We start from the raw sequence: 25,756 nt of genomic DNA, 5'->3' as shown, positions 1-25,756 counted from the left end.
GTATGGCGTTTTCCTTTTTCCGACAAGGCCCGTCCATGACGATCGAAATCCGCCCGGCGACCCCCAGCGATGCACCGCAAATCCTCGCGTTCATCACCGAATTGGCAGACTTCGAAAAGGCCCGTCACGAAGTCATCGCCAGCGTCGCCGACATCGAGCGCAGCCTGTTCAGCGAAGGCGCCACGGCCCACGGTCTGATCTGCCTGCGCGACGGAGTACCGATCGGTTTTGCGGTGTTCTTCTTCAGCTATTCGACCTGGCTGGGCAGCAACTGCCTGTACCTCGAAGACCTGTACATCACTCCGGAACAACGGGGCGGCGGCGCCGGCAAAACCCTGCTGCGCCACCTCGCGAAAATCGCCTGCGCCAACGACTGTGGCCGGTTCGAATGGAGCGTGCTGGACTGGAACACCCCGGCCATCGAATTCTACAAATCCCTCGGCGCCCAGCCGCAGGAAGAGTGGGTGCGTTATCGCATGGATGGCAAGGTATTGCGCGAATTTGCCGAGGGCTGAACAAATAGTGGCAATCTGATTGCTGATTCGATTGTCCAAACCGCTCTGGTCCGGCATTCTACGCGCCATTTTTGCGCGCTCACGGACGACACCTGCAATGCCTCTGGCACTCTTTCTCCACGCCCGTGGAGCCTTCGCTGCGTCAACGAGTGACCGGCGATGAGCGGACTACGGGCGTCGATCCGTCTGTACGGCCTGGTCAAAAACCTCGGCTCAAGCGACAACCCGAACCGCCAACCGGTGGACATCCTCTGCACCCTCAACCGCCTGGGGGGCAAGGCCATCCGTGCGTTTGTCTCGCGCCTCGATGCCGAGCTGATGTCACGCAGTGCGGGCTTCGACGACTACCGCGTGATACCGCTGCGCACGTTCGATCCGAACGGATTCATCGATGCACATCAAGGCTGGCTGACCCTGCACGTGTGCTGCGGTTTTGTCGCGCCTGCGGGACAATCGATTTTCCACCAAAGCGTGCTGTCGCCGATGGGCTGGTACGTCTACTCGCAAACCGGCCGCTGGACAGCCGAGCGTTATCTGGAACTCGGCCCGCAGATGGCCGAGCTGCTGCAAACCACCTACGACCAGCATCGACTGACCGGCTACAACACCTGGCTCAACCAACTCGACGACGCTACATCCGCCGAGTTGAACTGGTTTGCCGATGAAGCCTGGCAACAACTGCAAACCCTTACACCTCCGAACAGCCGCGAGCATTGTCACGCGCTGTTTGATTCCGTCGACAACCGCTGGCGTTTCGCCGCGACCGACGTCGATCTCTATCAGCCTCACCCGGAACCTCTGAAGCAAGGAGCTTTGAATTGAGTGGCAAACCCGCTGCACGCGTCACCGACCCAACCGCCTGCCCACTGCCGGGCCACGGCAACAACCCGATCGTCTCCGGTTCGCCGGACGTGTTCTTCGACGGACTCCCCGCTGCGCGAATGACCGATAAATCGGCGTGCGGCAGCCCGATCACCGGCGGTGTTTCCGCCACGGTCTTCATCAACGGCCTGAATGCCGCGATGCTCGACAGCACCGGCGGGCATGGCAATGTCGTAGTCGGTGGGTCGGGGACGGTGATTATTGGACAGAGCGGGGGAGGGGCGGCGTTTAGTGGGTTGTTGCCGATGCCGGTGCATTTCAATGATCGGATGCAGGTGATTAACGAAATTACTGGTGAGCCCATGCCAAATCACCCTTACGCGATTCAACGCGCTGATGGGAGCGTGGAGCACGGCGTAACCAATGACGCGGGCTTCACCCATACGGTGAGTTCGCATTTGCCTGAGTCGATCTAGCTGTTCGTGGAGTAGGAAACGTATGACAGCTGAAAATCCTGCTCTGAAAGGGTGTAAAAGACTGGTCGTGCCCCACGACCTGACCTGCAAAACGGACGGAACAGTCAAGCAGGCCACGATCACTCCCAAAAAGATTGTTCTGTTTTTTGTGGGTGGTGCGGGTGATAAAGAAAGTTATTACGGCACAGGCCCCAATAATAACGTTGCTGACGTCATGAAGGTGTTCGTTAGGGATATGGAGGCTGAGGGTATTTGTTCTGATAATTATGATGCCCACCATATTGGTTATAACTATTTTATTAGTGATGATGATCTGAAAAAGAATGTGCTGGAGAAGATTGCTGATGTGACCACGCCTGTATATATCATTGGGCATAGCTTGGGCGGTTGGAATGGTGCGCACCTGTCAGCTGTATTGACTGATAAGGGGTATCGAATTCCGTGTCTGGTTACACTCGATCCGGTTGGCGAAGGAAAAATCGTGTGGGGGGGTTCTAGCATCTACCGTCAGGAACCGAAGCCGAAGGCGGAATATTGGGTTAACGTCAGAGCCGATGCCAAAGACTGGAATTTTTCCGATCTCGTAGCCGATTTTGGAGAGCAATGGGATATGAAAAGTGGGCCCAATATGAACGGGCGAGTGAATGTGAATCACGCCGATGCCTGGGTTATCTACACATCAGTCCTGCAAAGTGGCATCTCGGCCAGAGACGCTTTGATGCAGGTTGTTGTTACTCATTTTAAAGGACGGAAATGTGCGTAATATAATTTTATGCATGGCTTTCTTGCTTTGCACTTCCTGTGCGATAAATCATGGCAAGCCCATTGCTCATTTACAATACGTTGGTGTTGAACGTTATTTGGATAGGGCCATTTATCAGGTGCGTTTCTCGTCCGATGTTGATGTTGTCAATCTTTTCAAATCAAAAATAAGCCAGACGCTGATGTGTTCTTTTGAGGGCGATTTTGATTTTTCGGCAACTCACTCTGCGGGTAGATATGGAGAGGGTTTTATCGAGCCTGAAATTTCAAGTGCCGGGCCGGTTTTCAGGGCGGATGTTTTATTTTTCGAAAGAAAAAACGATACCAGTGAAAAAATCATTGAAGGTGAGGCGTTGAGGTCTTTATTAGTGGGCCGAGAGTCTATTGTCTGTAAGGTCAGAATTAATTCCTACTCCTATAAAATATATTTGTCGGAGGACATGAAGGTTCCAACGGCAGATCTGTTAAGAGAGATCGATAAGTTTTAAACGGGCTGCGATTGCTGCTCAGCTAGCTGTCCGATTTTTTAGGAATTCGAATCCCAAAATATGGGATGCAAAATTACATATTGAGATTTTCCATCTGGGAGGTCTATAGTCCAGCTCACTCACTGCCAATAACAAAACAGGTGAAGCGATGCTGGCGCAATTGATCGCGCTCGATTGGGGGACGACCTCACTACGTGCTTACAAACTCGCGGCGGGCGGGCAGGTGCTGGCGCAGCGGTCGCTGTCGTTCGGGATCATGCAGTTGCCGAAGACGCCGCGGGTCATCAACGGTCGTGAATGCGCGGACGGTTTTGAACTGGCGTTCGACGAGGCGTGCGGCGACTGGCTCGACGCGCAACCCGGCTTGCCGGTGATCGCCTGTGGCATGGTCGGCAGCGCTCAGGGCTGGCGCGAAGCGTCCTACCGCGATACACCGGCCAACGTGGCCGATCTCGGAAAATCCCTGCAAACCGTTCGCAGTCTTCGCGGTGTCGATGTGCACATCGTGCCGGGTGTGATTCAGCGCTCGACGCTGCCGAACGTGATGCGCGGCGAAGAAACCCAGGTCCTCGGCGTCCTGCAGAATCTGCCGGTCGAGGCGGGCAACGATCTGCTGATCGGCCTGCCGGGCAGTCATTCGAAATGGGTGGAAGTGGCCGACGGCTGCATCACCCGCTTCGACACCTTCATGACCGGCGAAGTGTTCGCCGTGCTCAGCGAACACAGCATTCTCGGCCGTACCCAACAGCACAGCGCGACGTTCGACGCCGAGGCCTTCGATCGCGGCGTGCAGGTGGCGTTGTCGGCAGAGGGCGACATCGGCGTGCTGTCGACCCTGTTCAGCGCCCGCAGCCTGGGCCTGACCGGTGAACTCAGCGCCACCGCTCAACCGGACTATCTGTCCGGCCTGCTGATCGGCCATGAACTGACGGCGCTGGCCGCCGTGCAACGGCGCCGACGCAACAGCACACATCTTCCTTCGATCATCCTCATCGGCAACGCGCAGTTGTGCGCCCGCTACAGCCGGGCCCTCGACGCCTGCGGTTTTGCCCGGGTGACCCTGGCCGAGCAAGCCACCGAGCGTGGTCTGTGGCAACTGGCGCTCGCCGCCGGACTGATCGATTCCTCATCCCGTTAACCCTGACTGGAGGCCTGACATGCTCAAGCAAGCACTGGCGCAAAACGGTCTGATCGCGATCCTGCGCGGCCTGCATCCGCAGGAAGCCGCCGCTGTCGGAGAAGTCCTGTATGCGGCCGGATTTCGCGTCATCGAAGTACCGCTCAATTCCCCTGCGCCGTACGAAAGCATTCGCATCCTGCGTAAGACCCTGCCCGCCGATTGCCTGATCGGTGCCGGCACGGTTCTTACTCCGGAACAGGTCGAACGGGTGAAGGAGGCCGGCGGCCAGGTCATCGTCATGCCTCACAGCGATGCCAAGGTGTTGCGGGCAGCGAAAGCAGCCGGGCTGTATCTGTCGCCGGGCGTTGCCACACCGACCGAAGCCTTTGCGGCGCTGGAGGAGGGCGCGGACATTCTCAAGCTGTTCCCGGCCGAACAGATGGGGCCGGCAGTGGTGAAAGCCTGGCTGGCGGTGTTGCCGGTCGGGACGATTCTGGCGCCGGTCGGCGGCATCACGCCGGACAACATGCAGGCCTTCATCGACGCCGGCGTCAAAGGCTTCGGCCTCGGTTCCGGGCTGTTCAAACCGGGCATGACGACTGAGCAAGTGGCGGCCAATGCCAAGGCCTACGTGGCGGCCTGGAAAGCCCTTCGCTAAGACTTTTCGGCGCTGCGTGCGCTGCATCTAACAAGAGAGACAAACAGATGAAAATCACCAAACTCACCACCTTTATCGTCCCGCCGCGCTGGTGCTTCCTGAAAGTCGAAACCGACGAGGGCGTGACCGGTTGGGGCGAGCCCGTGGTCGAGGGCCGGGCCCACACGGTTGCTGCAGCGGTCGAGGAATTGTCCGACTACCTGATCGGCAAAGACCCACGCAATATCGAAGACATCTGGACCGTGCTGTACCGCGGCGGCTTCTACCGCGGCGGCGCGATCCATATGAGCGCATTGGCCGGCATCGATCAGGCGCTGTGGGATATCAAGGGCAAGGCGCTGGGCGTGTCGGTCAGCGATCTGCTCGGCGGTCAGGTGCGGGACAAGATCCGTGTGTATTCGTGGATCGGCGGCGACCGTCCGGCGGACACTGCGCGGGCGGCGAAAGAAGCGGTGGGTCGTGGTTTCACTGCGGTGAAAATGAACGGCACCGAAGAGCTGCAATTCCTCGATACCTTCGAAAAAGTCGATCTGGCACTGGCCAACGTTGCCGCCGTGCGTGATGCGGTGGGGCCGAATGTCGGTATCGGTGTCGACTTCCATGGCCGGGTGCACAAACCCATGGCCAAGGTGCTGATGAAGGAACTTGACCCGTACAAACTGATGTTCATCGAAGAGCCGGTGCTCAGCGAAAACTACGAAGCGCTGAAAGAATTGGCACCGCTGACCAGCACCCCGATTGCGCTCGGTGAGCGGCTGTTTTCGCGGTGGGACTTTAAACGGGTGTTGAGCGAAGGTTACGTCGACATCATCCAGCCGGATGCCTCCCACGCCGGCGGCATCACCGAGACCCGCAAGATCGCCAACATGGCTGAAGCCTACGACGTGGCACTGGCGCTGCATTGCCCGCTGGGGCCGATCGCGCTGGCGGCGTGTCTGCAACTGGACGCCGCTTGTTACAACGCGTTTATCCAGGAGCAGAGCCTGGGCATCCATTACAACGAGAGCAATGACCTGCTCGACTATGTGAAGGATCCACGGGTGTTCGATTACGACAAAGGCTTCGTGAAGATCCCCAACGGCCCGGGCCTGGGGATCGAGATCAACGAGGAATACGTGATCGAACGCGCGGCGGTCGGCCACCGCTGGCGCAACCCGATCTGGCGCCATGCCGATGGCAGTTTTGCCGAGTGGTGAGTCGCTGATTCTCTGCCGTGAGCTCGACGAGAACTACGAGATCGTTCCCACGCTCCGCGTGGGAATGCAGCCCGGGACGCTCTGCGTCCCAAGAGCGGACGCAGAGCGTCCATAGAGGCATTCCCACGCAGAGCGTGGGAACGATCTCGCCTGCTAAATCCGACCTCAATAAACATAAGAAGAGGCGCTCCCCATGCAACCGCAAACCCTCACCGGGCAAGCGACGTTAGTCACGCCCAGCCGCAAGCGATTTTTCATCATGGTGTTGCTGTTCATCACCGTGGTCATCAACTACCTCGACCGCAGCAACCTGTCGATTGCCGCCCCGGCGCTGACGACGGATCTGGGCATCGACCCGGTGCACGTCGGGCTGATCTTCTCGGCCTTCGGCTGGACTTACGCCGCGATGCAGATCCCCGGCGGCTGGCTGGTGGATCGGGTGCCGCCGCGCATCCTTTATAGCGTCGCATTGTTGCTGTGGTCGCTGGCCACGGTGATGCTCGGTTTCGCGGCCAGTTTTATCGCCCTGTTCGTGCTGCGCATGGCGGTCGGTGCGCTGGAAGCGCCGGCGTATCCGATCAACAGTCGTGTGGTGACGACCTGGTTCCCCGAGCGTGAACGGGCCACGGCCATCGGCTTCTATACCTCCGGGCAGTTTGTCGGGCTGGCGTTTCTGACCCCGGTGCTGGCGTGGCTGCAACATGAATTTGGCTGGCACATGGTGTTTGTCGTGACCGGCGCGGTGGGCATCGTGTGGGCGGCGATCTGGTACGCGGTGTATCGCGAACCACGTGATTTCAAAGGCGCCAACCAGGGCGAAATCGACCTGATTCGCGAGGGCGGCGGGTTGGTGGATATCGCCGCCGAAACCGCCAAAGTGAAGGCGAAATTCAGCTGGACCGATCTCGGCATCGTCCTCAGCAAACGCAAGTTGTGGGGGATCTACCTCGGCCAGTTCTGCCTGAACTCGACGCTGTGGTTTTTCCTGACGTGGTTCCCGACCTACCTGGTGAAATATCGCGGCATGGACTTCATCAAGTCCGGTCTGCTGGCGTCGCTGCCGTTTCTCGCCGCGTTCATCGGCGTGCTGTGCTCCGGGTTCTTTTCCGACTTCCTGATTCGCCGTGGCTGCACCGTCGGGTTTGCGCGCAAGTTGCCGATCATTGGCGGGCTGTTGATTTCCACCTCGATCATCGGCGCCAACTTCGTTGAATCGACGCCGCTGGTGATTGCCTTCCTGGCGCTGGCGTTTTTCGGTAACGGCTTGGCATCGATCACCTGGTCGCTGGTCTCGACACTGGCGCCGGCGCGGTTGCTGGGCTTGACCGGCGGGGTGTTCAACTTCATCGGCAACCTGTCGGCGATTGCCACGCCGATTGTCATCGGCTTCCTGGCCAGTGGCGATTCGTTCGCGCCGGCGATCACCTACATCGCGGTTCTGGCATTGATCGGTGCTTTGTCCTACGTGCTGCTGGTGGGCAAGGTCGAGCGCATCGAGTTGTAGTCGGCTATGTCGGGCGACCATAATGCCGCCCGTTCCCTCGCTCAACGCTAAAGGCTGGATATGCAGGAAGACGCCCCAAAAACCGCCAAGGACGCCGCGCCAACCGGCACCCAGACCCTGCTTCGCGGGTTGGGTGTGGTGCAGGCCGTCGCCAGTGGCGCCCGCGATCTCAAAGAGATTGCCCGCCTGATCGGCACCACGCGCAGCACCACCCATCGTCTGGCCAGTTGTCTGGTGGACGAGCGCTACCTGCGGGTCGTGCCGCAAGTCGGTTATCTGCTGGGGCCGAAGCTGATCGAACTGGGTTTCCAGGCGCGCGAAGAATTGCCGCTGGTGACCCTGGCCGGGCCTTATCTGGACGAGTTGTCGGCGCTGACCGGCGACACCGTTCACCTGGGCATTCGTGAAGGCGACGAGGTGCTTTATTTGCTGAAGAATCCGGGGCGCAACGGCCCGGAAATGCGCTCGCGGGTCGGCCATCGCATGCCGTTGGCGCGGACCGGGATCGGCAAGGCGTTGATGCTGGATGACGCGCCGCAGGATTGGCAGCGTCTGTACGACATCAGTCTGCCGGCGGGTGGGAAAAGTCAGTTCTGGCCGCAACATCCCCAGCAGTCGTGGGAGCAGCTGGAGCAGCGGATGACCGAATACGTGGCCGGCGGCTACGCGTTCGATCTGGAAGACAACGAGCCGTCGATCCGCTGCGTGGCGGCGCCGATCCGCGACGCGAGCAAGCGCATCGTCGCGGCCATCAGCATCGCCAGCACCGTGCCGTACATGCCGCTGGAAAAAATGGCCGAGCTGATTCCCCTGATCAAAGGGGTCACGGCCCGGCTCTCGGCGGAGCTTGGCTTGAAGGTCTGAGGAATCAGAGCTTCAGAGTCGCCATGTCGATGACGAAGCGATACTTCACATCACCGGCGATCATCCGCGCGTAGGCCTCGTTGATCTGGCGGATGTCGAGCATTTCGATGTCGCAGCTGATGTTGTGCTCGGCGCAGAAATCCAGCACTTCCTGGGTTTCGGCGACGCCGCCGATCAGCGAGCCGGCCAACACGCGACGGCTCATCACCAGTTTGCCGGCGTGTGCCGGCGGATCGATCGGTTCGATCAGACCCACCAGAATGTGCACGCCGTCGAAGCGCAGGGTGTCGAGGTACGGGTTGAGATCGTGCTGGACCGGAATGGTGTCCAGCAGGAAGTCGAAACGACCGGCTGCAGCTTTCATCTGCTCTTCGTCGGTGGAGACGATCACGTGATCGGCGCCCTGGCGACGACCTTCCTCAGCCTTGCTTGCCGAACGGGTGAACAGCGTCACTTCAGCGCCCATGGCCTTGGCGAACTTGATGCCCATGTGACCGAGGCCGCCCATGCCGAGAATCCCGACCTTGTCGCCGGCCTTTACACCGTAGTGTTTGAGCGGCGAGTAGGTGGTGATGCCGGCGCAGAGAATCGGTGCGGCAGCCGCCAGATCCAGCTTCTCGGGAATGCGCACCACGAAGTGTTCGCTGACCACAATGCTGTCCGAATAACCGCCCATGGTGTTGCTGCCATCGACCCGGTCCGGGGTGGCATAGGTCATGGTCGGGCCTTCGAGGCAGTATTGCTCGAGGTTCGACTGGCAGGCTTCGCAGGTGCGGCAGGAGTCGACCATGCAACCGACGCCAACCAGATCGCCTACCTTGTGTTTAGTGACATTCGCACCGACGGCGGTGACTTTTCCGACGATCTCGTGGCCGGGCATCAACGGGTAAACGGCGATGCCCCATTCGTTGCGCGCCTGGTGGATGTCGGAGTGGCAGACGCCGCAGTACAGGATCTCGATGGCGACGTCGTCGACCCGTGGGCTGCGGCGTTCGAATTTCATCGGGGCGAGGGGGGTGGTGGCCGTTTGAGCGGCATAGCCGATGGCGGTGTACATGTGAAACCTCGCAAAAGCAGTGACAGGTGAGGCGGCGCATTCTGGGCGCCGTCCAGTCGTCCGGCCATGGCGATTCCTCCGGGTGTCATGCCTAATCCTCCGGCATGCGGGGTTGATCGGTCGCATTGGCAAAAGGATCTGCGATGATGCTTTTATCCCTTTTTCCGTGATTTTTTCTAAAGAGCCACCCGATGCAATTGACCCGTCACCTTGATGCCAACGCCACCCTGGTTTCGCTGATCGAACCGCTGGCGCTGCGCGATGGTTACAGCCAGACCGGGCTGCCGGGCGTGCAGGTGTTGCGCGCCAGTTGCGACGTCGCCCGTGGCCCGCACATTTATGAACCGAGCCTGATGATCATCGCCCAGGGCAGCAAACTGGCGTATCTGGGGCCGCGCACCATGGAGTACGGCGCCGGGCATTACCTGATCCAGGCGTTGCCGGTGCCGTTCGAGTGCGAGACCTACGCGTTGCCGGACGCGCCGTTGCTGGGTGTGTCGGTGGCGATCGACCGGGTGCTGCTCGGTGAACTGGTGCTGGCCATGGGGCTGGCACCGGGGCGGCATATTCCGGCGCAGACACCGGAGTCGATGACCTCGGTGGTGCTCGACGATGACATGCGCGGTTGCGTCGAACGCTTGTTGCGCTGTCTGCACGATCCGCTGGAATGCCAGATTCTCGGGCCGGCGCGTGTACGAGAGTTATTGTTCGTGGCGTTGCGCGGACCTCAGGCTGATGTGTTGCGGGCATTGGTGGAGCAGCAGGGGCAGTTTGCCCGGGTGGCGGCTTCGATCAGCCATTTGCACTCGCACTACACCGAACCGTTGAACGTCGAGACGCTGGCCAGTTGCGCGAACATGAGCGTTTCGACCTTTCATGAGCATTTCAAACGCAGCACGTTGCTGTCGCCAGTGCAGTATCTGAAGCGTTTACGTTTGTTGAAGGCGCAGACGTTGTTGATCGCCGAAAGACTGGGAGTGGCGCAGGTGGCGCATCGGGTGGGGTATCAGAGCACGTCGCAGTTCAGTCGCGAGTACAAACGCTATTTCGAGCGCAGTCCGGGGGATGAGCGCGCGGCTTGATTCCCGGCAAATCGCAGGCAACAAAAAGGCCCCCATAAAGGGAGCCTTGATGTTCAGCGGATCGACTTACATGTTCGGGTAGGTCGGGCCGCCGGCGCCTTCCGGCGTCACCCAGGTGATGTTCTGCGAAGGATCCTTGATGTCACAGGTCTTGCAGTGCACGCAGTTCTGGGCGTTGATCTGGAAGCGTTTCTCGCCGTCTTCCTTGGTGATCACTTCATACACGCCGGCCGGGCAATAGCGCTGTGCCGGCTCGTCATACAGCGGCAGGTTCTTGCTCAGCGGGATGGTCGGGTCGGTCAGTTTCAGGTGGCACGGCTGTTCTTCTTCATGGTTGGTACCGGAGATGAACACCGAGCTCAGCTTGTCGAAGCTGATCTTGCCGTCGGGTTTCGGGTAGTCGATCTTCTTGCAGTCGGCCGCGAGCTTGAGGCAGGCGTAGTCCGGCTTGGTGTCGTGCAGGGTGAACGGCAGTTTGCCGCCGAAGATGTTCTGATCCAGCCAGTTGAAACCGCCGCCGACGATAGCGCCGAACTTGTGGATCGCCGGGCCGAAGTTGCGGCTGGCGAACAGTTCTTCGTAGAGCCAGCTCTTCTTGAACGCGTCGACGTAGGTGGTCAGCTCTTCGGTGCCGTCCTTTTCAGCGAACAGCGCGTCGGCCACGGACTCGGCGGCGAGCATGCCGGACTTCATCGCGGTGTGGCTGCCCTTGATCTTGGCGAAGTTCAGGGTACCGAGATCGCAACCGATCAGCGCGCCGCCCTTGAAGACCATTTTCGGCAGCGAGTTCAGGCCGCCTTTGCAGATCGCACGTGCGCCGTAGCTGATGCGCTTGCCGCCTTCCAGATATTGCTTGAGCACCGGGTGATGCTTGAGGCGCTGGAATTCGTCGAACGGCGACAGGTAGGTGTTGCTGTAGGACAGATCGACGATCAGACCGACCACCACCTGGTTGTTTTCCAGGTGATAGAGGAAGGAGCCGCCGGTGTTCTCGGTGCCCATGATGTCCATCGGCCAACCGGCGGTGTGCACCACCAGGCCTGGCTGGTGTTTGGCCGGGTCGATTTCCCAGATTTCCTTCAGGCCGATGCCGTAGTGCTGGGCGTCGGCATCGCTGTCGAGGTTGTAACGCTTGATCAGTTGCTTGCCGATGTGGCCACGGCAGCCTTCGGCGAACAGCGTGTACTTGCCACGCAGTTCCATGCCCGGGGTGTACAGGCCTTCTTTCGGATGGCCTTCGCGGTCGACGCCGAGGTCGCCGGTGATGATCCCGCGTACCACGCCGTTTTCATCGATCAGCGCTTCCTGAGCGGCGAAGCCCGGGTAGATTTCCACGCCCAGGTTTTCGGCCTGCTGAGCGAGCCAGCGGCACAGGTTGCCGAGGGAGATAATGTAGTTGCCTTCGTTGTGCATGGTCTTGGGCACAAAGAAGTCAGGAATTTTTTGCGCGCTTTCGGCGTTTTTCAGCACGAAGATGTCATCGCGGGTGACTTGCGTGTTCAGCGGAGCGCCGAGTTCTTTCCAGTCCGGGAACAGTTCGTTCAGGGCCCGTGGTTCGAATACGGCACCGGACAGGATGTGCGCGCCGACTTCGGAGCCTTTTTCGACCACGCAGACGCTGATTTCCTTACCGGCTTCGGCGGCCTTCTGCTTCAGACGGCAGGCGGCGGACAGGCCAGCGGGGCCGGCACCGACGATGACCACGTCGAATTCCATGTATTCGCGTTCCACAGGCTATCTCCTACTCAAGGCTCAACAGTTTTTTTCTAATTTGGAGGTTCGGTGTCGTATCCGTTATTGCCTTTACGTTAACGTCAAGGGTAATAATGGGCAAACCACCTTTCTCTCTAGGCGGCGCATTATATCTACACCACTCTTAGCGTCCAATACAAACGTTTGTTTGAATCGGCTCCAGCCCAGAGAAATCAAAGAAGCGCGGCTTATGACAGGGCATTTTGGCGTATTGACCAGAATGGGCGTTCCGGTCAAGATACGGGCGGTTTTGCGCTCGCCGTAGGCTGAATGGTGGTTTCAAGAGCACCTCTAAAGACAGGGCGTAGGCGGTAACCGGTGATGCGCAGCGCAGGTTCGGCGCGCAGTTTACACACCGCGAAGCGGCATGACTCGTCGGTCACGACTGACGAACGGTCATCCCGCTCAGCCGGCGTTTTTAGAGGTGCCCTTGTGCCCGATGAGCATCAACCGCCAGGTTCGCCTAGGCGACTTTCTTTTCACCGGAGAGTAACGAGGAATCCATGAAGGTTCTTGTAGCTGTCAAACGCGTTGTGGATTACAACGTCAAGGTTCGCGTCAAGGCGGACAATTCCGGCGTAGACCTCGCCAACGTCAAGATGTCGATGAACCCGTTCTGCGAAATCGCAGTGGAAGAAGCCGTACGCCTGAAAGAAAAAGGCATTGCGACTGAAATCGTCGTCGTCTCCATCGGCCCGTCCACCGCTCAGGAACAGCTGCGTACCGCACTGGCTCTGGGTGCCGACCGCGCCATCCTCGTCGAATCCGCTGAAGACCTGACTTCCCTGGCCGTGGCCAAGCTGCTCAAGGCCGTGGTCGACAAGGAACAGCCTCAGCTGGTGATCCTGGGCAAACAGGCCATCGACAGCGACAACAACCAGACCGGCCAGATGCTCGCTGCACTGAGCGGCTACGGTCAGGGCACTTTCGCCTCGAAAGTCGAAGTCTCCGGCGACAGCGTTGCCGTGACCCGCGAAATCGACGGCGGCGCGCAGACTGTCTCCCTGAAGTTGCCAGCGATCGTCACCACCGACCTGCGTTTGAACGAGCCGCGCTACGCGTCCCTTCCAAACATCATGAAAGCCAAGAAGAAGCCTCTCGAAGTGCTGACTCCGGACGCTTTGGGCGTTTCCACCGCCTCCACCAACAAGACCCTGAAAGTCGAAGCGCCGGCTGCACGCAGCGCGGGCATCAAGGTCAAGTCGGTGGCTGAACTGGTCGAGAAACTGAAAAACGAAGCGAAGGTAATCTGATCATGACTATCTTGGTAATCGCCGAACACGACAACAAGGTGCTGGCTCCGGCCACCCTGAACACCGTGGCTGCCGCTGCCAAAATCGGCGGCGACATCCACGTTCTGGTTGCAGGCCAGGGCGCTGGCGCCGTGGCTGAAGCCGCCGCGAAAATCGCTGGCGTGAGCAAAGTCCTGAACGCTGACAATGCTGCCTACGCGCATCAGCTGCCGGAAAACGTTGCTCCGCTGGTTGCAGAGCTGGGCGCTGGCTACAGCCACATCCTGGCTGCCGCTACTTCCAACGGCAAAAACATCCTGCCGCGCGTTGCTGCCCAGCTGGACGTTGACCAGATCTCCGAGATCATCTCGGTAGAAAGCGCTGACACCTTCAAGCGTCCGATCTACGCCGGTAACGCCATCGCTACCGTGCAATCGACCGCAGCGATCAAAGTGATCACCGTGCGTGCCACCGGTTTCGATCCGGTTGCCGCTGAAGGCGGTTCCGCTTCGGTTGAATCCGTTGCTGCTGCTCACAACGCCGGCACTTCCAGTTTCGTCAGCGAAGAGCTGGCCAAGTCCGATCGTCCTGAACTGACCGCTGCCAAGATCGTCGTTTCCGGCGGGCGCGGCATGCAGAACGGCGACAACTTCAAACACCTGTACGCTCTGGCCGACAAGCTGGGCGCTGCCGTTGGTGCTTCCCGCGCCGCGGTCGACGCAGGTTTCGTACCGAACGACATGCAGGTCGGTCAGACCGGCAAGATCGTTGCGCCACAGCTGTACATCGCCGTCGGTATCTCTGGCGCGATCCAACACCTGGCCGGTATGAAAGACTCCAAAGTGATCGTTGCGATCAACAAGGACGAAGAAGCGCCGATCTTCCAGGTGGCCGATTACGGCCTGGTGGCGGATCTGTTCGAAGCCGTACCTGAGTTGGAGAAGCTGGTCTAATCCGGCCGCTTCACTTATAAAGAGCCCGACCTTTTGGTCGGGCTTTTTTTTGTCTCGGATTTGAGTGGGAGCGTTTCGCCATGGATCTGCATCGTCGGTTGGACTGCTCGTGGTTACTGGGGCTGGCATTGTTGCCGGGCCTGTCGTTGGCGGCGGGCAAGTGCGAGCGGCTGGTCGTCACCGGCAGCCCGGATGCACCGCCGTATCTCTGGCAGGATCCGCAGAACCCCAAACAACTGATCGGTGCCAGTGCTGACCTGTTGCAACAGGTGGCGAAAGAGCTGGGGATCAAAGTCGATCTGCTATACGCAGGCAAGCGTTCCCAGGCCCTCGACGAAGTGCGCAGCGGACGCATGGACATGCTGGCTGACGCGCCGCTGACCTTCAATGAGCTGGAAAACCTCGACTACATTCACCCGCCGTTGCTGGAAAACGATTACCTGGTGTGGACGCGCAAGGGCTCGACCCTCGTCTATAGCGAAGCCAAAGACCTGCACGGGCATACCGGAGGCTTGTCGGAAAAGTCTCGAATGACCCCGGCATTCGGCACTTTCGCCGAGCAGCAATTGACCCTGACCCGTACGGCAAACCTGACCCAGGCGTTTCAGAAACTTCTGCTGGGCGAGGTGGAATATGTACTCGCCGGTCGCTACTCGGGCATGGCAGCCGCGCAGGCACTGGGCATGGCCAATGATCTGCTGGCTTTTGAACAACCCATCGACCGCCCCGGTCTGTTCCTCGCGGTTTCGCACAACTCGGCCTGCAACGATCCGTGGTTGCGCGGACAGCTGGCCAAAAAGATGACAGAATTGCCCGCGTCCGGCCTGACGGAAGCCGCGCTGCAACGCAACATCGAGCGCTGGAAGGCGCAGCAGCAACAGCCGCCGCAACCACCTGTCAGCGCCCCAAAACAGTAGGGATTCTTAGTGAGTAATCGACTTCTTTTCGCGGCCATGGCCGTTCTGGCCCTGGCCGGTTGCGCCAGCGATCCGGCACCCAACGAACAAATGCGCCTGACCGAGCAGGCCCTTGAGCAAGCCAAAGCCGTGGGCGCCACCGCTGAAGACGTGCCGGAAATGAAACTGGCAGAAGACAAGTTCAACCGGGCCAAGGGCAGCATGGCCGGCGAATCGTACAAGAATGCGCGGATGCGCCTCGAACAGGCCGAACTCGACGCCCGTCTGGCGGAAGCCAAAGTGTTGACCCAGAAGAGCGAAGAGCAAGTGAATGTGCTCAACACCCGCATCGTCCGACTGCGCAAGCAACTGGGGGATGCCCAATGAGCCTGAAGTCCAAAACCCTCGGCGCTCTGATCCTCACCGGTTGCGCCAGCCTGTACGGCTGCGCCGGTCAGCACAGTGAATCCGCATTGCAGCAGGCCAGCACCGACTTCCAGAAGGTCAAGGAAGATTCCAACGTGCTGCGTATCGCGCCGAAAGACGTGATTCGCGCCGGTGAGTCCCTGGCCCGTGCCGATCGTCTGTCGACGTACTGGGGCAGCGGCTCGGACGTGGTGCATTACGCCTACCTGAGTCAGCGCTACAGCGAAATCGCCCGTGAGCACACCAATCAGGTGCTCAACGAAGAACGCGCAGCGAAACTGGAACTTGAACGCCAGCGCCTGCAACTGGCCCTGCGCGAGTCGAAACTGCTGAGCGTGCAACAGCAGGGCAAATGGCTGGAAGAGCAGATCGTTGCGCTGGCCACCACCCAGACCGACCGTGGCCTGGTGATGACCCTGGGTGACGTGCTGTTCGATACCGGCGAAGCCGAACTGAAAAATTCGGCCAACCGCGTGGTGCTGAAGATCGTGCAATTTCTGCAACTCAACCCGAAACGCGTCGTGCGCATCGAGGGCTACACCGATAGCACCGGCGGCAAGCAGGAAAATCTCAAGCTGTCCCGCGATCGCGCGCAGTCGGTAGCGGACGTGCTGACGGATCTGGGCATCGACGAAAAACGCATTCAGGTCGAAGGCTACGGCGACGAATACCCGGTGGACGCAAACGCTTCCGAGCGTGGGCGTGCGCAGAACCGTCGGGTGGAAATCGTGTTCTCCGACGAAAAAGGCCAGCTCGGCGCCACCCGCTGAGGGTGGCGTTACTGGAAAGCCCGGGCTGTCAGGCAGCGCCGGGCTTTTTTACGTCTGTCGATTACCTCACAAAGCAGTACAGATTTAACCGACACAGCACTGTATGGTTGACTAATATGGCAACTGTCCCAGTACACTTCCAAACTGTTCCGGTATTGTTTCACACAAGAATAAAACGCCCGTGAAATCGAGTGCTGCGTCATGACCAATCTCTTGCTCTACCAACGTATTGCTCAACAGCTGGCCGAAGATATCCGCCGTGGCGTCTATCAACCTGGCGAGCGCGTGCCTTCGGTGCGCAAGATGAGTTCGCAGCTCAACGTCAGCCATGCCACCGTATTGCAGGCTTACGCCAACCTCGAGGATCAGGGCCTGATCCGCGCGCGGCCGCAGTCCGGTTACTACGTGCACCAGACTCCCGCACTGACGGCGCCCACGCCGGACATCGCCCGGGTCGAACGGCCAGGCCTGGTCACCCGCAGCAGCATCATTCAGCAAGTGCTGGTCGAATCCCGTCGTGAAGGCGTGTTCCCGCTGGGTGCGGCGGTGCCGAGTGTCGATTACCTGCCGGTGCGCGCCCTGCATCAGCAACTGGCCAAAGTCACCCGGTTTCACAGCCCTCGGGCGTTCAGCTACATGTTCAGCCCGGGTTTCGAGCCGCTGCGCCGACAGGTGGCGATCCGCATGCGTGATGCAGGCGTTGTCGTCGACCCTTCGGAAGTGGTGATCACCCACGGTTGCGTCGACGCCTTGCAGATGTCGTTGCGGGTGCTGACTCGCCCCGGTGACCTGATCGCCGCCGAATCACCGACGTATTACGGGTTGCTGCAACTGGCTGACCTGCTGGGCCTGAAAGTCATCGAGATTCCCAGCGATCCTGCCACCGGCATGAGCCTCGAAGCCCTGCAACTGGCGGCCAACCAATGGTCGATCAAGGCGCTGGTGCTGACCACGCGTCTGAGCAATCCACTCGGCGGCACCATGCCGGAAGAACGGCAGAAGCAATTGCTGAGACTGGCCTCGGACTTCGATATCCAGATCGTCGAAGACGACATCTACGGCGAGTTGATGTTCGAACAGGGTCGCACAAAATCACTCAAAGCCTACGACCGGCTCGATCGGGTGATCTACTGCTCGAGTTTTTCCAAGACATTATCGCCCGGTGTGCGCATCGGCTGGATGATCGCCGGCAAGTACCAGCAGGAAATCCAGCGCTTGCAGACTTTCAGCACCCATTCGGCGTGCAGCGTCACGCAAATGGCCATCGCGGCGTACCTGGAAAACGGCGGCTATGACCGGCATTTAAGGTACATCCGCCAGGAATACCGAAAAAATCTCAGCGCATTCCAGCTGGCGGTTCAGCAGTATTTTCCGGAAGGCACTCAGATGACCCGGCCGACCGGTGGATTCATTCTATGGGTCAGTCTGCCAGGGCGGGTCAACACCCAGGAATTGCACGTGCGAGCGCTGCAACAGGGCATCAGCATTGCGCCAGGCCTGATCTTCAGCAACACCGAACAGTTCAACCACTGCATCCGGTTGAACTGCGGCATCCCGTGGAATCGCGAGGCGGAACGGGCGCTGATGACCCTCGGGATGCTGGCGACCCAGCTCTGCCAGGAGATGGCCGGCGGGTTTTGAAACATTGAGGGCGCTTGTCATGTGACGTCCAACAGGCGAGCATATGGCTATCTGCCGTTAGCTTCGTTGGGTTCATGAAAGCGAAATTTTCTGCCGCCTGGGTCGTGTTCTGCTTGCTGTTGATGGGTCATGTGCCCGGCGCTTTGGCGGCTGCGGCGCAGGAAAAGACGCCGGCCACCGCTACCGCGAAAAAACCGGTCACGGCCAAGAAAACCGTTCCAGCGAAAAAAACACCGGAGAAAAAGGCTGCTCCAGACAAGAAGCGCGCACCGGTCGCTTCCAAGTCGAAGTCGGCAAAAGAAGTGGCCAAGACGCCGTTGCCGTCCGCGAAACTCGATTTGAGCCTGCCCAAAGATATGGTTCAGGAATTGAAACCACCTGGCTCCGTGACGCTGCCCAAACGCGAACCGATTCTGCCGCAAATGTTCGGTGACAAGAACAACGGGTTTCAGCTCAACGGCCGTCTGCTCAGCAACGAAATGCAGCTGCAACTGCGCAATGAGGAGCGTCGAGAAGTCGAAGGCGCGGCGCTGGATTTCGAGTTCAAGCAATAAATCGTCCCCATCGGTGACCCGCAGACCAGACGCTTTGTCGGAGACTGGTCAGTCACTTTCGTTTCTGCGTAAAAACCCCGGTTCAGGCAATTTAAAACAGCCGTTTAAGCGGTTACCCTGTTCCGCGTCCCTTTAACACATTGCCCGCTGCGAGGAATGCGTCGTCATGAAATGCCGTGAAGGCTGTGGCGCCTGCTGCATTGCCCCTTCCATCAGTTCGCCGATTCCAGGCATGCCCGATGGCAAACCTGCCGGTGAACGCTGCGTTCAGTTGTCGGTCGATAACCTGTGCAACATTTTCGGCCGACCGGAACGTCCAGCGGTCTGTTCAGGATTCAAGGCCGATCCCGAAGTCTGCGGCAGCAGCCAGGACGACGCGATCAGACTGCTCGGCTGGTGGGAGCAGATGACGGCGGCGTGATGTGTCAAACGAACGGAACTTCAACAATAAGGAATAAGACTATGGGTTCGCTGCATCGTATCGCTGTGTTGTGTGGTTTGACGGCCGTGCTGGCCACCTCGGCCGCCCAGGCTGAAGACTGGAAAGTCGCCAAGAACGAGGACGGCATCAAGGTCTCCCTGAGCGAAGTGCCGGGTTCGGACTACAAGTCTTATCAGGGCGTGACCGTGATGAAGACCACCATCGCCAAACTGCGCGCCTTGCAGGAAGACGTTTCCGGTGCCTGCGCCTGGATTCACGAATGCAAGACCCAGAAACTGCTCAAGCACGAAGGCGACCAGAGCTGGACCTACACTCAGTTCAACACGCCATGGCCGGTGACTCCGCGCGATTCGATTCTGCATGTCACCACTGTTGAAGGCGCCGATGGCAGCCTGACCCGTAATCTGGAAGGCGTGCCGAAGTACCTGCCTGAAGAAAAGGGCTTTGTGCGGGTTGCTCAAGTCAAAGGCTTCTGGAAGTTCGTACCAAAAGGCGACCAGGTTGAAGTGACCTATCAGGTTCACACCGAGCCGGGCGGCAGCGTGCCGTCGATGATCGCCAACAAGTTTGTGGTCGATGCACCGTTCAACACCCTCAAAGCCTTGAAAGAACGCGCCGAGAAGTAACTGTCGCGTTCATCTGTAAACGCCCCGAAGAACTCGGGGCGTTTTGTTTTCCGGGTTTATTGTGTTTCCAGATATGCGTTGGACGAAATTTTCACAAAGTCTCCAAGACAATTCGCCCGCGCTGTCTGCACCTGTCCCGGTGCGCCGTGCCTTGAATGAAAGCGTCCGGCAACGGGCACTAATCAATGGCAATGCCGCCGGTGATCGTGCAACATTTGCGCTCCGCGCAAGCCCCGGGGCCTGGAATGGCCAACAGAGGGCAGGGCGCAGCTGAATTTTTGCAACTTCAACTTCCAATGGGTCCTAAAACGACATGGCAAACCCGGACGCCCTGAGTCAGCAGCGATCTTCCAGTCGCCTGCTGCAACCGACCGTCAAATCGCATCTGGCCTACACGCTCCTGTGCGCGCTGGTCATGATGGTGATGTTTTCCGTGCTGCGCCTCGCGCTGCTGGTCTACAACCGCGAGATGATCCTCGACACCCCGGCCTCGACCTTCCTCGAAGCCTTCGCCAACGGCCTGCGCTTCGATGTGCGTCTGGTGGTGTACCTGTGCATTCCGCTGGTGCTGGCGCTGTTCAGTGCCCGGGCCATGGCGGCCCGCGGGTTCTTCCGTCTGTGGCTGACCGTTGCTTCGAGCATTGCACTGTTCCTCGGTCTGATGGAGATGGACTTCTATCGCGAGTTCCACCAGCGCCTCAACGGCCTGGTGTTCCAGTACGTGAAGGAAGACCCGAAAACCGTGATGAGCATGCTCTGGTACGGTTTCCCGGTGGTGCGTTATCTGCTGGCCTGGGCCGTGGGCACGCTGATCCTGACCCTGGCGTTCAAGGGCGCCGACCGTCTGACCCGTCCGCGTGGTCCGTTCAGCGGTGGCAACGTCGGCACCCGTCAAGTGGCGCCATGGTATGCGCGTCTGGTTGTCTTCGTAGTATGCCTGCTGGTCTGCGTGGTGGCCGCTCGCGGCACCCTGCGTCAAGGCCCGCCGCTGCGTTGGGGGGACGTGTATACCACCGAATCGAACTTCGCCAATCAGCTCGGCCTCAACGGCACGCTGTCGCTGATCGCGGCGGCCAAGGACCGGATGGGCGAGGATCGCGACAACATCTGGAAAGCCACGCTGCCGCAGGATCAGGCGCAGAAAGTGGTCCGCGAGATGCTGGTGATGCCGGACGACAAACTGGTGGATGCCGATATCGCCGCCGTGCGTCGTGAGTACACGCCGCCTGCCGACAAGACCCTGCCGATCAAGAACGTCGTCGTGATCCTCATGGAAAGCATGGCCGGTCACTCGGTCGGTGCTCTGGGCGCGCCGGGCAACATCACGCCGTACCTCGACAAGCTGTCGAAGGAAGGCCTGCTGTTCGACCGTTTCTTCTCCAACGGCACCCACACCCACCAGGGCATGTTCGCCACCATGGCATGTTTCCCGAACCTGCCGGGTTTCGAATACCTGATGCAGACCCCGGAAGGCAGCCACAAGCTGTCCGGCCTGCCGCAGTTGCTCAGCGCTCGTGACTATGACGATGTCTACGTCTACAACGGTGATTTTGCCTGGGATAACCAGTCCGGTTTCTTCAGCAACCAGGGCATGACCAACTTCGTCGGCCGCAACGACTTCGTGAACCCGGTGTTCTCCGATCCGACTTGGGGCGTGTCCGACCAGGACATGTTCGACCGCGGTCTGGTGGAGCTCAAGGCACGGGAAAACGGCAAGCCGTTCTACGCGCTGCTGCAGACCCTGTCCAACCACACGCCGTACGCCTTGCCGACGCCGCTGCCGGTCGAGCGCGTGACGGATCGTGGCACGCTCAACGAGCACTTGACCGCCATGCGTTACGCGGACTGGGCGCTGGGCCAGTTCTTCGAGAAAGCCCGCAAGGAGCCGTACTTCAAGGAAACCCTGTTCGTCATCGTCGGCGACCACGGCTTCGGCAACGAGCGTCAGATCACCGAAATGGACCTGGGCCGCTTCAACGTGCCGATGCTGATGATCGCACCGGGCATCCAGGAAAAATTCGGTACCCGTGACCACACCGTGGGCACCCAGATCGACATCGTGCCGACCATCATGGGTCGCCTCGGTGGCGAAGTGCGCCATCAGTGCTGGGGCCGCGATCTGCTGAACCTGCCGCAGGGTGACACCGGTTTCGGTGTGATCAAGCCGTCGGGCAGCGAGCAGACCACCGCCATCGTCACCGCCGACCAGATCCTGGTGCTGCCGAAAGAGAAGGAAATGGCACCGAAGATCTATCAGTACGAGCTGGGCGCCAACCCGCACGCTGAAGTGGTACCGGATGCTCCGCGCACAGCCGAGCTGAAACTCAAGCTCGAAGCGTTCCTGCAAACGGCGACCAAGAGCCTGATGGACAACACCGCCGGTGTGATTAACGGCAAGCCGGACTGATCAGTCGGCACCATAAAAAAGAGGCCCTTGAAGGGCCTCTTTTTTTGTCGGTCAAACAGTCATATCCGACCGAGTAACAACAGCACCAACAGGACTACCAGCACTACGCCGATAATGCCCGATGGGCCATAACCCCAACTTCTGGAGTGCGGGAAGACCGGCAGACCACCGATCAGCAACAGGATCAGGATAATGATTAGAATTGTGCCCATGTCTATTTCCTTGTTGATAGTGTCTGTGAAGTCTTGGTGTTCAAGGGCGGCTGGAAGTTGAATTAAATCCAGCCGGCTTATTAATTCCGACTGGTGCACATGAAAGAAAATTCAATGTTTTTTTAAGGTATTTGGCTCGCCTGCTTATTTCGTTTGTTGTTGCGGTTTGCCCTCGCCATTCAGCAATCTGATGGAGCGTGGGTCGCTGCGGATCCTTCGCTACACTCCGCGCATCTTCCCCGGAACAACAAGGCTGTCTGCTATGCAAAATCGCATGATGATCACTGGCGCGGGCTCAGGCCTGGGTCGCGAAATCGCGCTGCGCTGGGCGCGTGAAGGCTGGCAACTGGCCTTGTCCGACGTCAGCGAACCCGGTTTGCAAGAGACCCTGAAACTGGTTCGCGAGGCTGGCGGCGACGGCTTCATCCAGCGCTGCGACGTGCGCGATTACAGCCAGCTGACGGCGTTCGCCCAGGCCTGCGAAGTGAAACTTGGCGGCATCGACATCATCGTCAACAACGCCGGTGTGGCGTCGGGCGGGTTCTTCAGCGAGTTGTCGCTGGAGGACTGGGACTGGCAGATCGCGATCAACCTGATGGGTGTGGTCAAGGGCTGCAAGGCGTTCCTGCCGCTGCTGGAACTGAGCAAGGGCAAGATCATCAACATCGCCTCGATGGCCGCGCTGATGCAGGGGCCGGCGATGAGCAACTACAACGTGGCGAAGGCCGGGGTAGTGGCGCTGTCGGAAAGCCTGTTGATTGAACTGGCCCAACAGGAAGTCGGGGTTCATGTGGTCTGCCCGTCATTCTTCCAGACCAATCTGCTGGATTCCTTCCGTGGCCCGACGCCGGCGATGAAAGCCCAGGTCGGCAAGTTGCTGGAAAGTTCGCCCATCACCGCCAGCGATATTGCCGACTACATCTACCAGCAAGTCGCGGCCGGCGAGTTCATGATCCTGCCTCACGAACAAGGGCGTATGGCCTGGACGCTCAAACAGAAGAATCCGCAGCTGCTGTACAACGAAATGACCGCGATGGCCGAAAAGATGCGCGCCAAGGCCAAACAGAACAACGGCTGAACTTGCCCGGGGTTCGCCGCATCGTTAGGGTGGCCGCAACAGTCACCCTGACGAGATGTTTTGCATGCTCAATTACCTGTGGTTCTTCCTCGCCGCGCTGTTCGAAATCGCCGGCTGTTTCGCGTTCTGGATGTGGTTGCGCCAGGGCAAGAGCGCCTTGTGGGTGATCCCGGCGCTGATCAGCCTGACCCTGTTCGCGCTGCTGTTGACGCGCGTCGAAGCGACTTACGCCGGTCGCGCCTACGCCGCGTATGGTGGCATCTACATCATTGCTTCGATTGGCTGGCTGGCGGTGGTCGAACGTATCCGGCCGCTGGGTTCGGACTGGATCGGTGTGGCTTTGTGTGTGATCGGGGCGAGTGTGATCCTGTTCGGGCCACGGATTTCCGCGAGCTGAATCTTGCAGCCCTGAAGGAAACGTCTGAAGGCTTGCGCGACCTGATGCGTAGGGAATGACTGAATTGCCCGGCGTGCATTGTAGGGCGGTCGAAACCCGCGCATCTTCGAGGCTCGCAAACCTTGAAGGACAACCCCCATGCTTGTACTCAGCCGTGTTGTCGGTGAACTGATTTCCATCGGCGACAACATCACTCTGCGCGTTCTGGCGGTCAACGGCTCCAGCGTGCGGTTCGGCGTCGAAGCGCCGGAGCAGATCGGCGTGCATCGCGCCGAGGTCTACGAACGGATCCAGCGCAAACAGGCCAGCGGCAAGGGCCGCTGACCGTTTTCAGTCGAACAGGTGCTTGGGCACGTCGTGCTTGAGCATCAACTGGCATTGCTCGCTTTCCGGATCGAAAACAATCAACGCCTGGCCTTTGGTCAGCGCCTGGCGAACCCGCAATACGCGGGTTTCCAGCGGCGTGTCGTCACCGTTGTCGGTACCGTCGCGGGTGACGAAATCCTCGATCAGGCGGGTGAGGGTGTCGACTTCGAGCGCGTCGTGGGGAATCAGCATGGGCACCTCGGCTAAATCAATGTCGGGATGCTACGGCGAATGATCGCCGAGGGCCAGACTCAACTGTCCGAGCGTTGCCCCACCAGGCTGTCCACCGACGGCACACGGGTGTCGCTCTCCATCTGCGTTTCGTGCTCGATCTGGTGACTGAAGCGATCCAGTGATCCGGTGGCCGGTTGCGCATCGCTGGCGAACACCGGCGGACTCAGAATATACGCCCCCAGCAAGCGACTGAGCGCCGCCAGGCTGTCGATGTGTGTGCGTTCGTAGCCGTGGGTTGCGTCGCAGCCGAAGGCGAGCAGGGCGGTGCGGATGTCGTGACCGGCAGTGACCGCCGAATGGGCGTCGCTGAAGTAATAGCGGAACAGGTCGCGGCGCACCGGCAGTTCGTGCTCGCCGGCCAGACGCAACAGGTGCCGCGACAGGTGATAGTCGTACGGCCCGCCGGAATCCTGCATCGCCACGCTCACCGCGTGTTCGCTGGAGTGTTGGCCCGGCGCGACCGGGGCGATGTCGATGCCGACGAATTCGCTGACGTCCCACGGCAACGCTGCTGCTGCGCCGCTGCCGGTTTCTTCGGTGATGGTGAACAGCGGATGACAGTCGATCATCAGTTCCTGACCGCTGTCGACGATGGCTTTCAGTGCTGCCAGCAGCGCGGCGACACCGGCTTTGTCGTCCAGATGTCGGGCGCTGATGTGACCGCTTTCGGTGAACTCCGGCAGTGGGTCAAAGGCCACCACATCGCCGACGCTGATGCCCAGCGAATCGCAATCGGCGCGGGTCGCGCAGTAGGCGTCCAGACGCAGCTCGACGTGATCCCAGCTGATCGGCATCTCGTCCACGGCCGTATTGAAGGCATGCCCGGACGCCATCAGCGGCAACACACTGCCGCGAATCACGCCGTTGTCGGTGAACAGGCTGACGCGGCTGCCCTCGGCGAACCGGCTCGACCAGCAACCCACCGGCGCCAGGGTCAGACGCCCGTTGTCCTTCACCGCGCGCACGGCGGCGCCGATGGTGTCCAGGTGCGCCGAGACCGCGCGGTCGGGGCTGTTTTTCTTGCCCTTGAGGGTGGCGCGGATCGTGCCGCGACGGGTCATCTCGAAGGGAATGCCAAGTTCTTCCAGACGCTCGGCGACGTAACGCACGATGGTGTCGGTGAACCCGGTAGGGCTGGGAATGGCGAGCATTTCCAGCAGGACTTTCTGCAGGTAGTTCAGATCCGGTTCGGGAATTTGGGTGGTCATGGAAACTCCTGTTGCGGG

Annotated in this window: 29 protein-coding genes; 24 read left to right on the top strand and 5 right to left on the bottom strand. The window is 59.7% G+C overall.

The genetic code is table 11. From position 1 onward, the window contains the following. Positions 1-35: 35 nt before the first annotated feature. The 10 genes from ABFB52_RS21405 (at position 36) to ABFB52_RS21360 (ending at position 8,405) form a co-directional block, all read left to right on the top strand. Positions 36-515, top strand: coding sequence for a GNAT family N-acetyltransferase (locus ABFB52_RS21405; RefSeq protein ID WP_085607298.1), 480 nt, complete (start codon positions 36-38; stop codon positions 513-515). Between the two features lie 159 nt (positions 516-674). Next, complete coding sequence (locus ABFB52_RS21400; protein WP_085745044.1) at positions 675-1,337, top strand: hypothetical protein; 663 nt, start codon at positions 675-677, stop codon at positions 1,335-1,337. Further along, positions 1,334-1,813: a PAAR domain-containing protein gene (locus tag ABFB52_RS21395; RefSeq protein WP_346836104.1), complete on the top strand. Its 480-nt coding sequence runs from the start codon at positions 1,334-1,336 to the stop codon at positions 1,811-1,813. The genes ABFB52_RS21400 and ABFB52_RS21395 overlap by 4 nt, the downstream gene beginning before the upstream one ends. A gap of 22 nt (positions 1,814-1,835) precedes the next feature. Beyond that, positions 1,836-2,576 carry an alpha/beta fold hydrolase gene (locus tag ABFB52_RS21390; protein ID WP_129972526.1) on the top strand — a complete coding sequence of 247 codons (741 nt, stop codon included), beginning with the start codon at positions 1,836-1,838 and terminating at the stop codon, positions 2,574-2,576. After that, positions 2,569-3,063: a hypothetical protein gene (locus tag ABFB52_RS21385; protein ID WP_129972527.1), complete on the top strand. Its 495-nt coding sequence runs from the start codon at positions 2,569-2,571 to the stop codon at positions 3,061-3,063. The genes ABFB52_RS21390 and ABFB52_RS21385 overlap by 8 nt, the downstream gene beginning before the upstream one ends. Positions 3,064-3,211: 148 nt before the next feature. Further along, the gene (locus ABFB52_RS21380; protein ID WP_085745041.1) at positions 3,212-4,201 is read left to right on the top strand and encodes a 2-dehydro-3-deoxygalactonokinase; all 990 of its coding nucleotides are present in this window, start codon (positions 3,212-3,214) and stop codon (positions 4,199-4,201) included. A gap of 19 nt (positions 4,202-4,220) precedes the next feature. Beyond that, complete coding sequence (locus tag ABFB52_RS21375; protein ID WP_085745040.1) at positions 4,221-4,841, top strand: 2-dehydro-3-deoxy-6-phosphogalactonate aldolase; 621 nt, start codon at positions 4,221-4,223, stop codon at positions 4,839-4,841. 47 nt (positions 4,842-4,888) lie between these two features. After that, on the top strand, positions 4,889-6,037 hold the full coding sequence (gene dgoD, locus ABFB52_RS21370; protein WP_007950849.1) for a galactonate dehydratase: 1,149 nt from the start codon (positions 4,889-4,891) through the stop codon (positions 6,035-6,037). A 193-nt stretch (positions 6,038-6,230) separates the two neighbouring features. After that, positions 6,231-7,541: an MFS transporter gene (locus ABFB52_RS21365; protein WP_085696968.1), complete on the top strand. Its 1,311-nt coding sequence runs from the start codon at positions 6,231-6,233 to the stop codon at positions 7,539-7,541. A gap of 60 nt (positions 7,542-7,601) precedes the next feature. After that, complete coding sequence (locus tag ABFB52_RS21360; protein WP_007950852.1) at positions 7,602-8,405, top strand: IclR family transcriptional regulator; 804 nt, start codon at positions 7,602-7,604, stop codon at positions 8,403-8,405. Positions 8,406-8,409: 4 nt separating this feature from the next. Here the strand turns inward: ABFB52_RS21360 and ABFB52_RS21355 are convergent, their stop codons facing one another. Beyond that, positions 8,410-9,462, bottom strand: a complete 1,053-nt coding sequence (locus ABFB52_RS21355; RefSeq protein ID WP_129972529.1) for an NAD(P)-dependent alcohol dehydrogenase — start codon at positions 9,460-9,462, stop codon at positions 8,410-8,412. A 191-nt stretch (positions 9,463-9,653) separates the two neighbouring features. On the opposite strand from ABFB52_RS21355, the gene ABFB52_RS21350 reads away from it, so the two are divergent. After that, complete coding sequence (locus tag ABFB52_RS21350) at positions 9,654-10,544, top strand: AraC family transcriptional regulator (RefSeq protein ID WP_129972530.1); 891 nt, start codon at positions 9,654-9,656, stop codon at positions 10,542-10,544. Positions 10,545-10,610: 66 nt separating this feature from the next. Here the strand turns inward: ABFB52_RS21350 and ABFB52_RS21345 are convergent, their stop codons facing one another. Beyond that, entirely contained in the window at positions 10,611-12,275 is a 1,665-nt protein-coding gene (locus ABFB52_RS21345) for an electron transfer flavoprotein-ubiquinone oxidoreductase (RefSeq protein WP_102717089.1), read from the bottom strand. Between the two features lie 524 nt (positions 12,276-12,799). Here ABFB52_RS21345 and ABFB52_RS21340 point away from each other — a divergent pair. From ABFB52_RS21340 to ABFB52_RS21295, 10 genes are all read left to right on the top strand, one after another. Further along, positions 12,800-13,549: an electron transfer flavoprotein subunit beta/FixA family protein gene (locus ABFB52_RS21340; RefSeq protein ID WP_129972531.1), complete on the top strand. Its 750-nt coding sequence runs from the start codon at positions 12,800-12,802 to the stop codon at positions 13,547-13,549. A 2-nt stretch (positions 13,550-13,551) separates the two neighbouring features. After that, on the top strand, positions 13,552-14,481 hold the full coding sequence (locus ABFB52_RS21335; RefSeq protein ID WP_085647477.1) for an FAD-binding protein: 930 nt from the start codon (positions 13,552-13,554) through the stop codon (positions 14,479-14,481). A gap of 80 nt (positions 14,482-14,561) precedes the next feature. Then, positions 14,562-15,398: a transporter substrate-binding domain-containing protein gene (locus ABFB52_RS21330; protein ID WP_129972532.1), complete on the top strand. Its 837-nt coding sequence runs from the start codon at positions 14,562-14,564 to the stop codon at positions 15,396-15,398. Between the two features lie 9 nt (positions 15,399-15,407). Continuing rightward, positions 15,408-15,764 (top strand): DUF4398 domain-containing protein, encoded by a 357-nt coding sequence (locus ABFB52_RS21325; protein ID WP_173892743.1) that lies wholly within the window; start codon positions 15,408-15,410, stop codon positions 15,762-15,764. Beyond that, positions 15,761-16,573, top strand: a complete 813-nt coding sequence (locus ABFB52_RS21320) for an OmpA family protein (protein WP_085745033.1) — start codon at positions 15,761-15,763, stop codon at positions 16,571-16,573. Before ABFB52_RS21325 ends, ABFB52_RS21320 begins: the two co-directional genes overlap by 4 nt. Before the next feature lie 201 nt (positions 16,574-16,774). Continuing rightward, positions 16,775-18,214, top strand: coding sequence for a PLP-dependent aminotransferase family protein (locus tag ABFB52_RS21315; protein WP_007950868.1), 1,440 nt, complete (start codon positions 16,775-16,777; stop codon positions 18,212-18,214). A 74-nt stretch (positions 18,215-18,288) separates the two neighbouring features. After that, on the top strand, positions 18,289-18,768 hold the full coding sequence (locus tag ABFB52_RS21310) for a translation initiation factor 2 (protein ID WP_129972533.1): 480 nt from the start codon (positions 18,289-18,291) through the stop codon (positions 18,766-18,768). A gap of 166 nt (positions 18,769-18,934) precedes the next feature. Continuing rightward, the gene (locus tag ABFB52_RS21305) at positions 18,935-19,189 is read left to right on the top strand and encodes a YkgJ family cysteine cluster protein (RefSeq protein ID WP_085745031.1); all 255 of its coding nucleotides are present in this window, start codon (positions 18,935-18,937) and stop codon (positions 19,187-19,189) included. Between the two features lie 41 nt (positions 19,190-19,230). After that, entirely contained in the window at positions 19,231-19,836 is a 606-nt protein-coding gene (locus ABFB52_RS21300) for an START domain-containing protein (RefSeq protein ID WP_007950871.1), read from the top strand. 313 nt (positions 19,837-20,149) lie between these two features. Beyond that, on the top strand, positions 20,150-22,243 hold the full coding sequence (locus ABFB52_RS21295; protein ID WP_085745030.1) for an LTA synthase family protein: 2,094 nt from the start codon (positions 20,150-20,152) through the stop codon (positions 22,241-22,243). A 59-nt stretch (positions 22,244-22,302) separates the two neighbouring features. Here ABFB52_RS21295 and ABFB52_RS21290 read toward each other — a convergent pair whose 3' ends face one another. Next, a complete protein-coding gene (locus tag ABFB52_RS21290; protein ID WP_169432680.1) occupies positions 22,303-22,461 on the bottom strand; it encodes a DUF3309 family protein in 159 nt (52 codons plus the stop codon). 256 nt (positions 22,462-22,717) lie between these two features. Here ABFB52_RS21290 and ABFB52_RS21285 point away from each other — a divergent pair, with 256 nt between their 5' ends. From ABFB52_RS21285 to csrA, 3 genes are all read left to right on the top strand, one after another. Beyond that, the gene (locus ABFB52_RS21285) at positions 22,718-23,533 is read left to right on the top strand and encodes an SDR family oxidoreductase (RefSeq protein WP_129972534.1); all 816 of its coding nucleotides are present in this window, start codon (positions 22,718-22,720) and stop codon (positions 23,531-23,533) included. A gap of 64 nt (positions 23,534-23,597) precedes the next feature. Continuing rightward, entirely contained in the window at positions 23,598-23,930 is a 333-nt protein-coding gene (locus tag ABFB52_RS21280) for a YnfA family protein (RefSeq protein WP_129972535.1), read from the top strand. Positions 23,931-24,068: 138 nt separating this feature from the next. After that, a complete protein-coding gene (gene csrA / locus ABFB52_RS21275; protein ID WP_039770603.1) occupies positions 24,069-24,254 on the top strand; it encodes a carbon storage regulator CsrA in 186 nt (61 codons plus the stop codon). 6 nt (positions 24,255-24,260) lie between these two features. Here the strand turns inward: csrA and ABFB52_RS21270 are convergent, their stop codons facing one another. Together ABFB52_RS21270 and ABFB52_RS21265 are read right to left on the bottom strand one after the other, a co-directional pair. Next, positions 24,261-24,488 carry a YheU family protein gene (locus tag ABFB52_RS21270; RefSeq protein WP_003172962.1) on the bottom strand — a complete coding sequence of 76 codons (228 nt, stop codon included), beginning with the start codon at positions 24,486-24,488 and terminating at the stop codon, positions 24,261-24,263. A gap of 59 nt (positions 24,489-24,547) precedes the next feature. Beyond that, positions 24,548-25,738 carry an osmoprotectant NAGGN system M42 family peptidase gene (locus tag ABFB52_RS21265; RefSeq protein WP_007950879.1) on the bottom strand — a complete coding sequence of 397 codons (1,191 nt, stop codon included), beginning with the start codon at positions 25,736-25,738 and terminating at the stop codon, positions 24,548-24,550. Positions 25,739-25,756 lie beyond the last annotated feature (18 nt).

The sequence above is a fragment of the Pseudomonas sp. 9.2(2024) genome (assembly GCF_039695385.1).
GTDB lineage: Bacteria > Pseudomonadota > Gammaproteobacteria > Pseudomonadales > Pseudomonadaceae > Aquipseudomonas > Aquipseudomonas paraglycinae.
The sequence above is the reverse complement of the archived record's forward strand: the minus strand, read 5'-3'. Positions and strand labels throughout refer to the sequence as shown.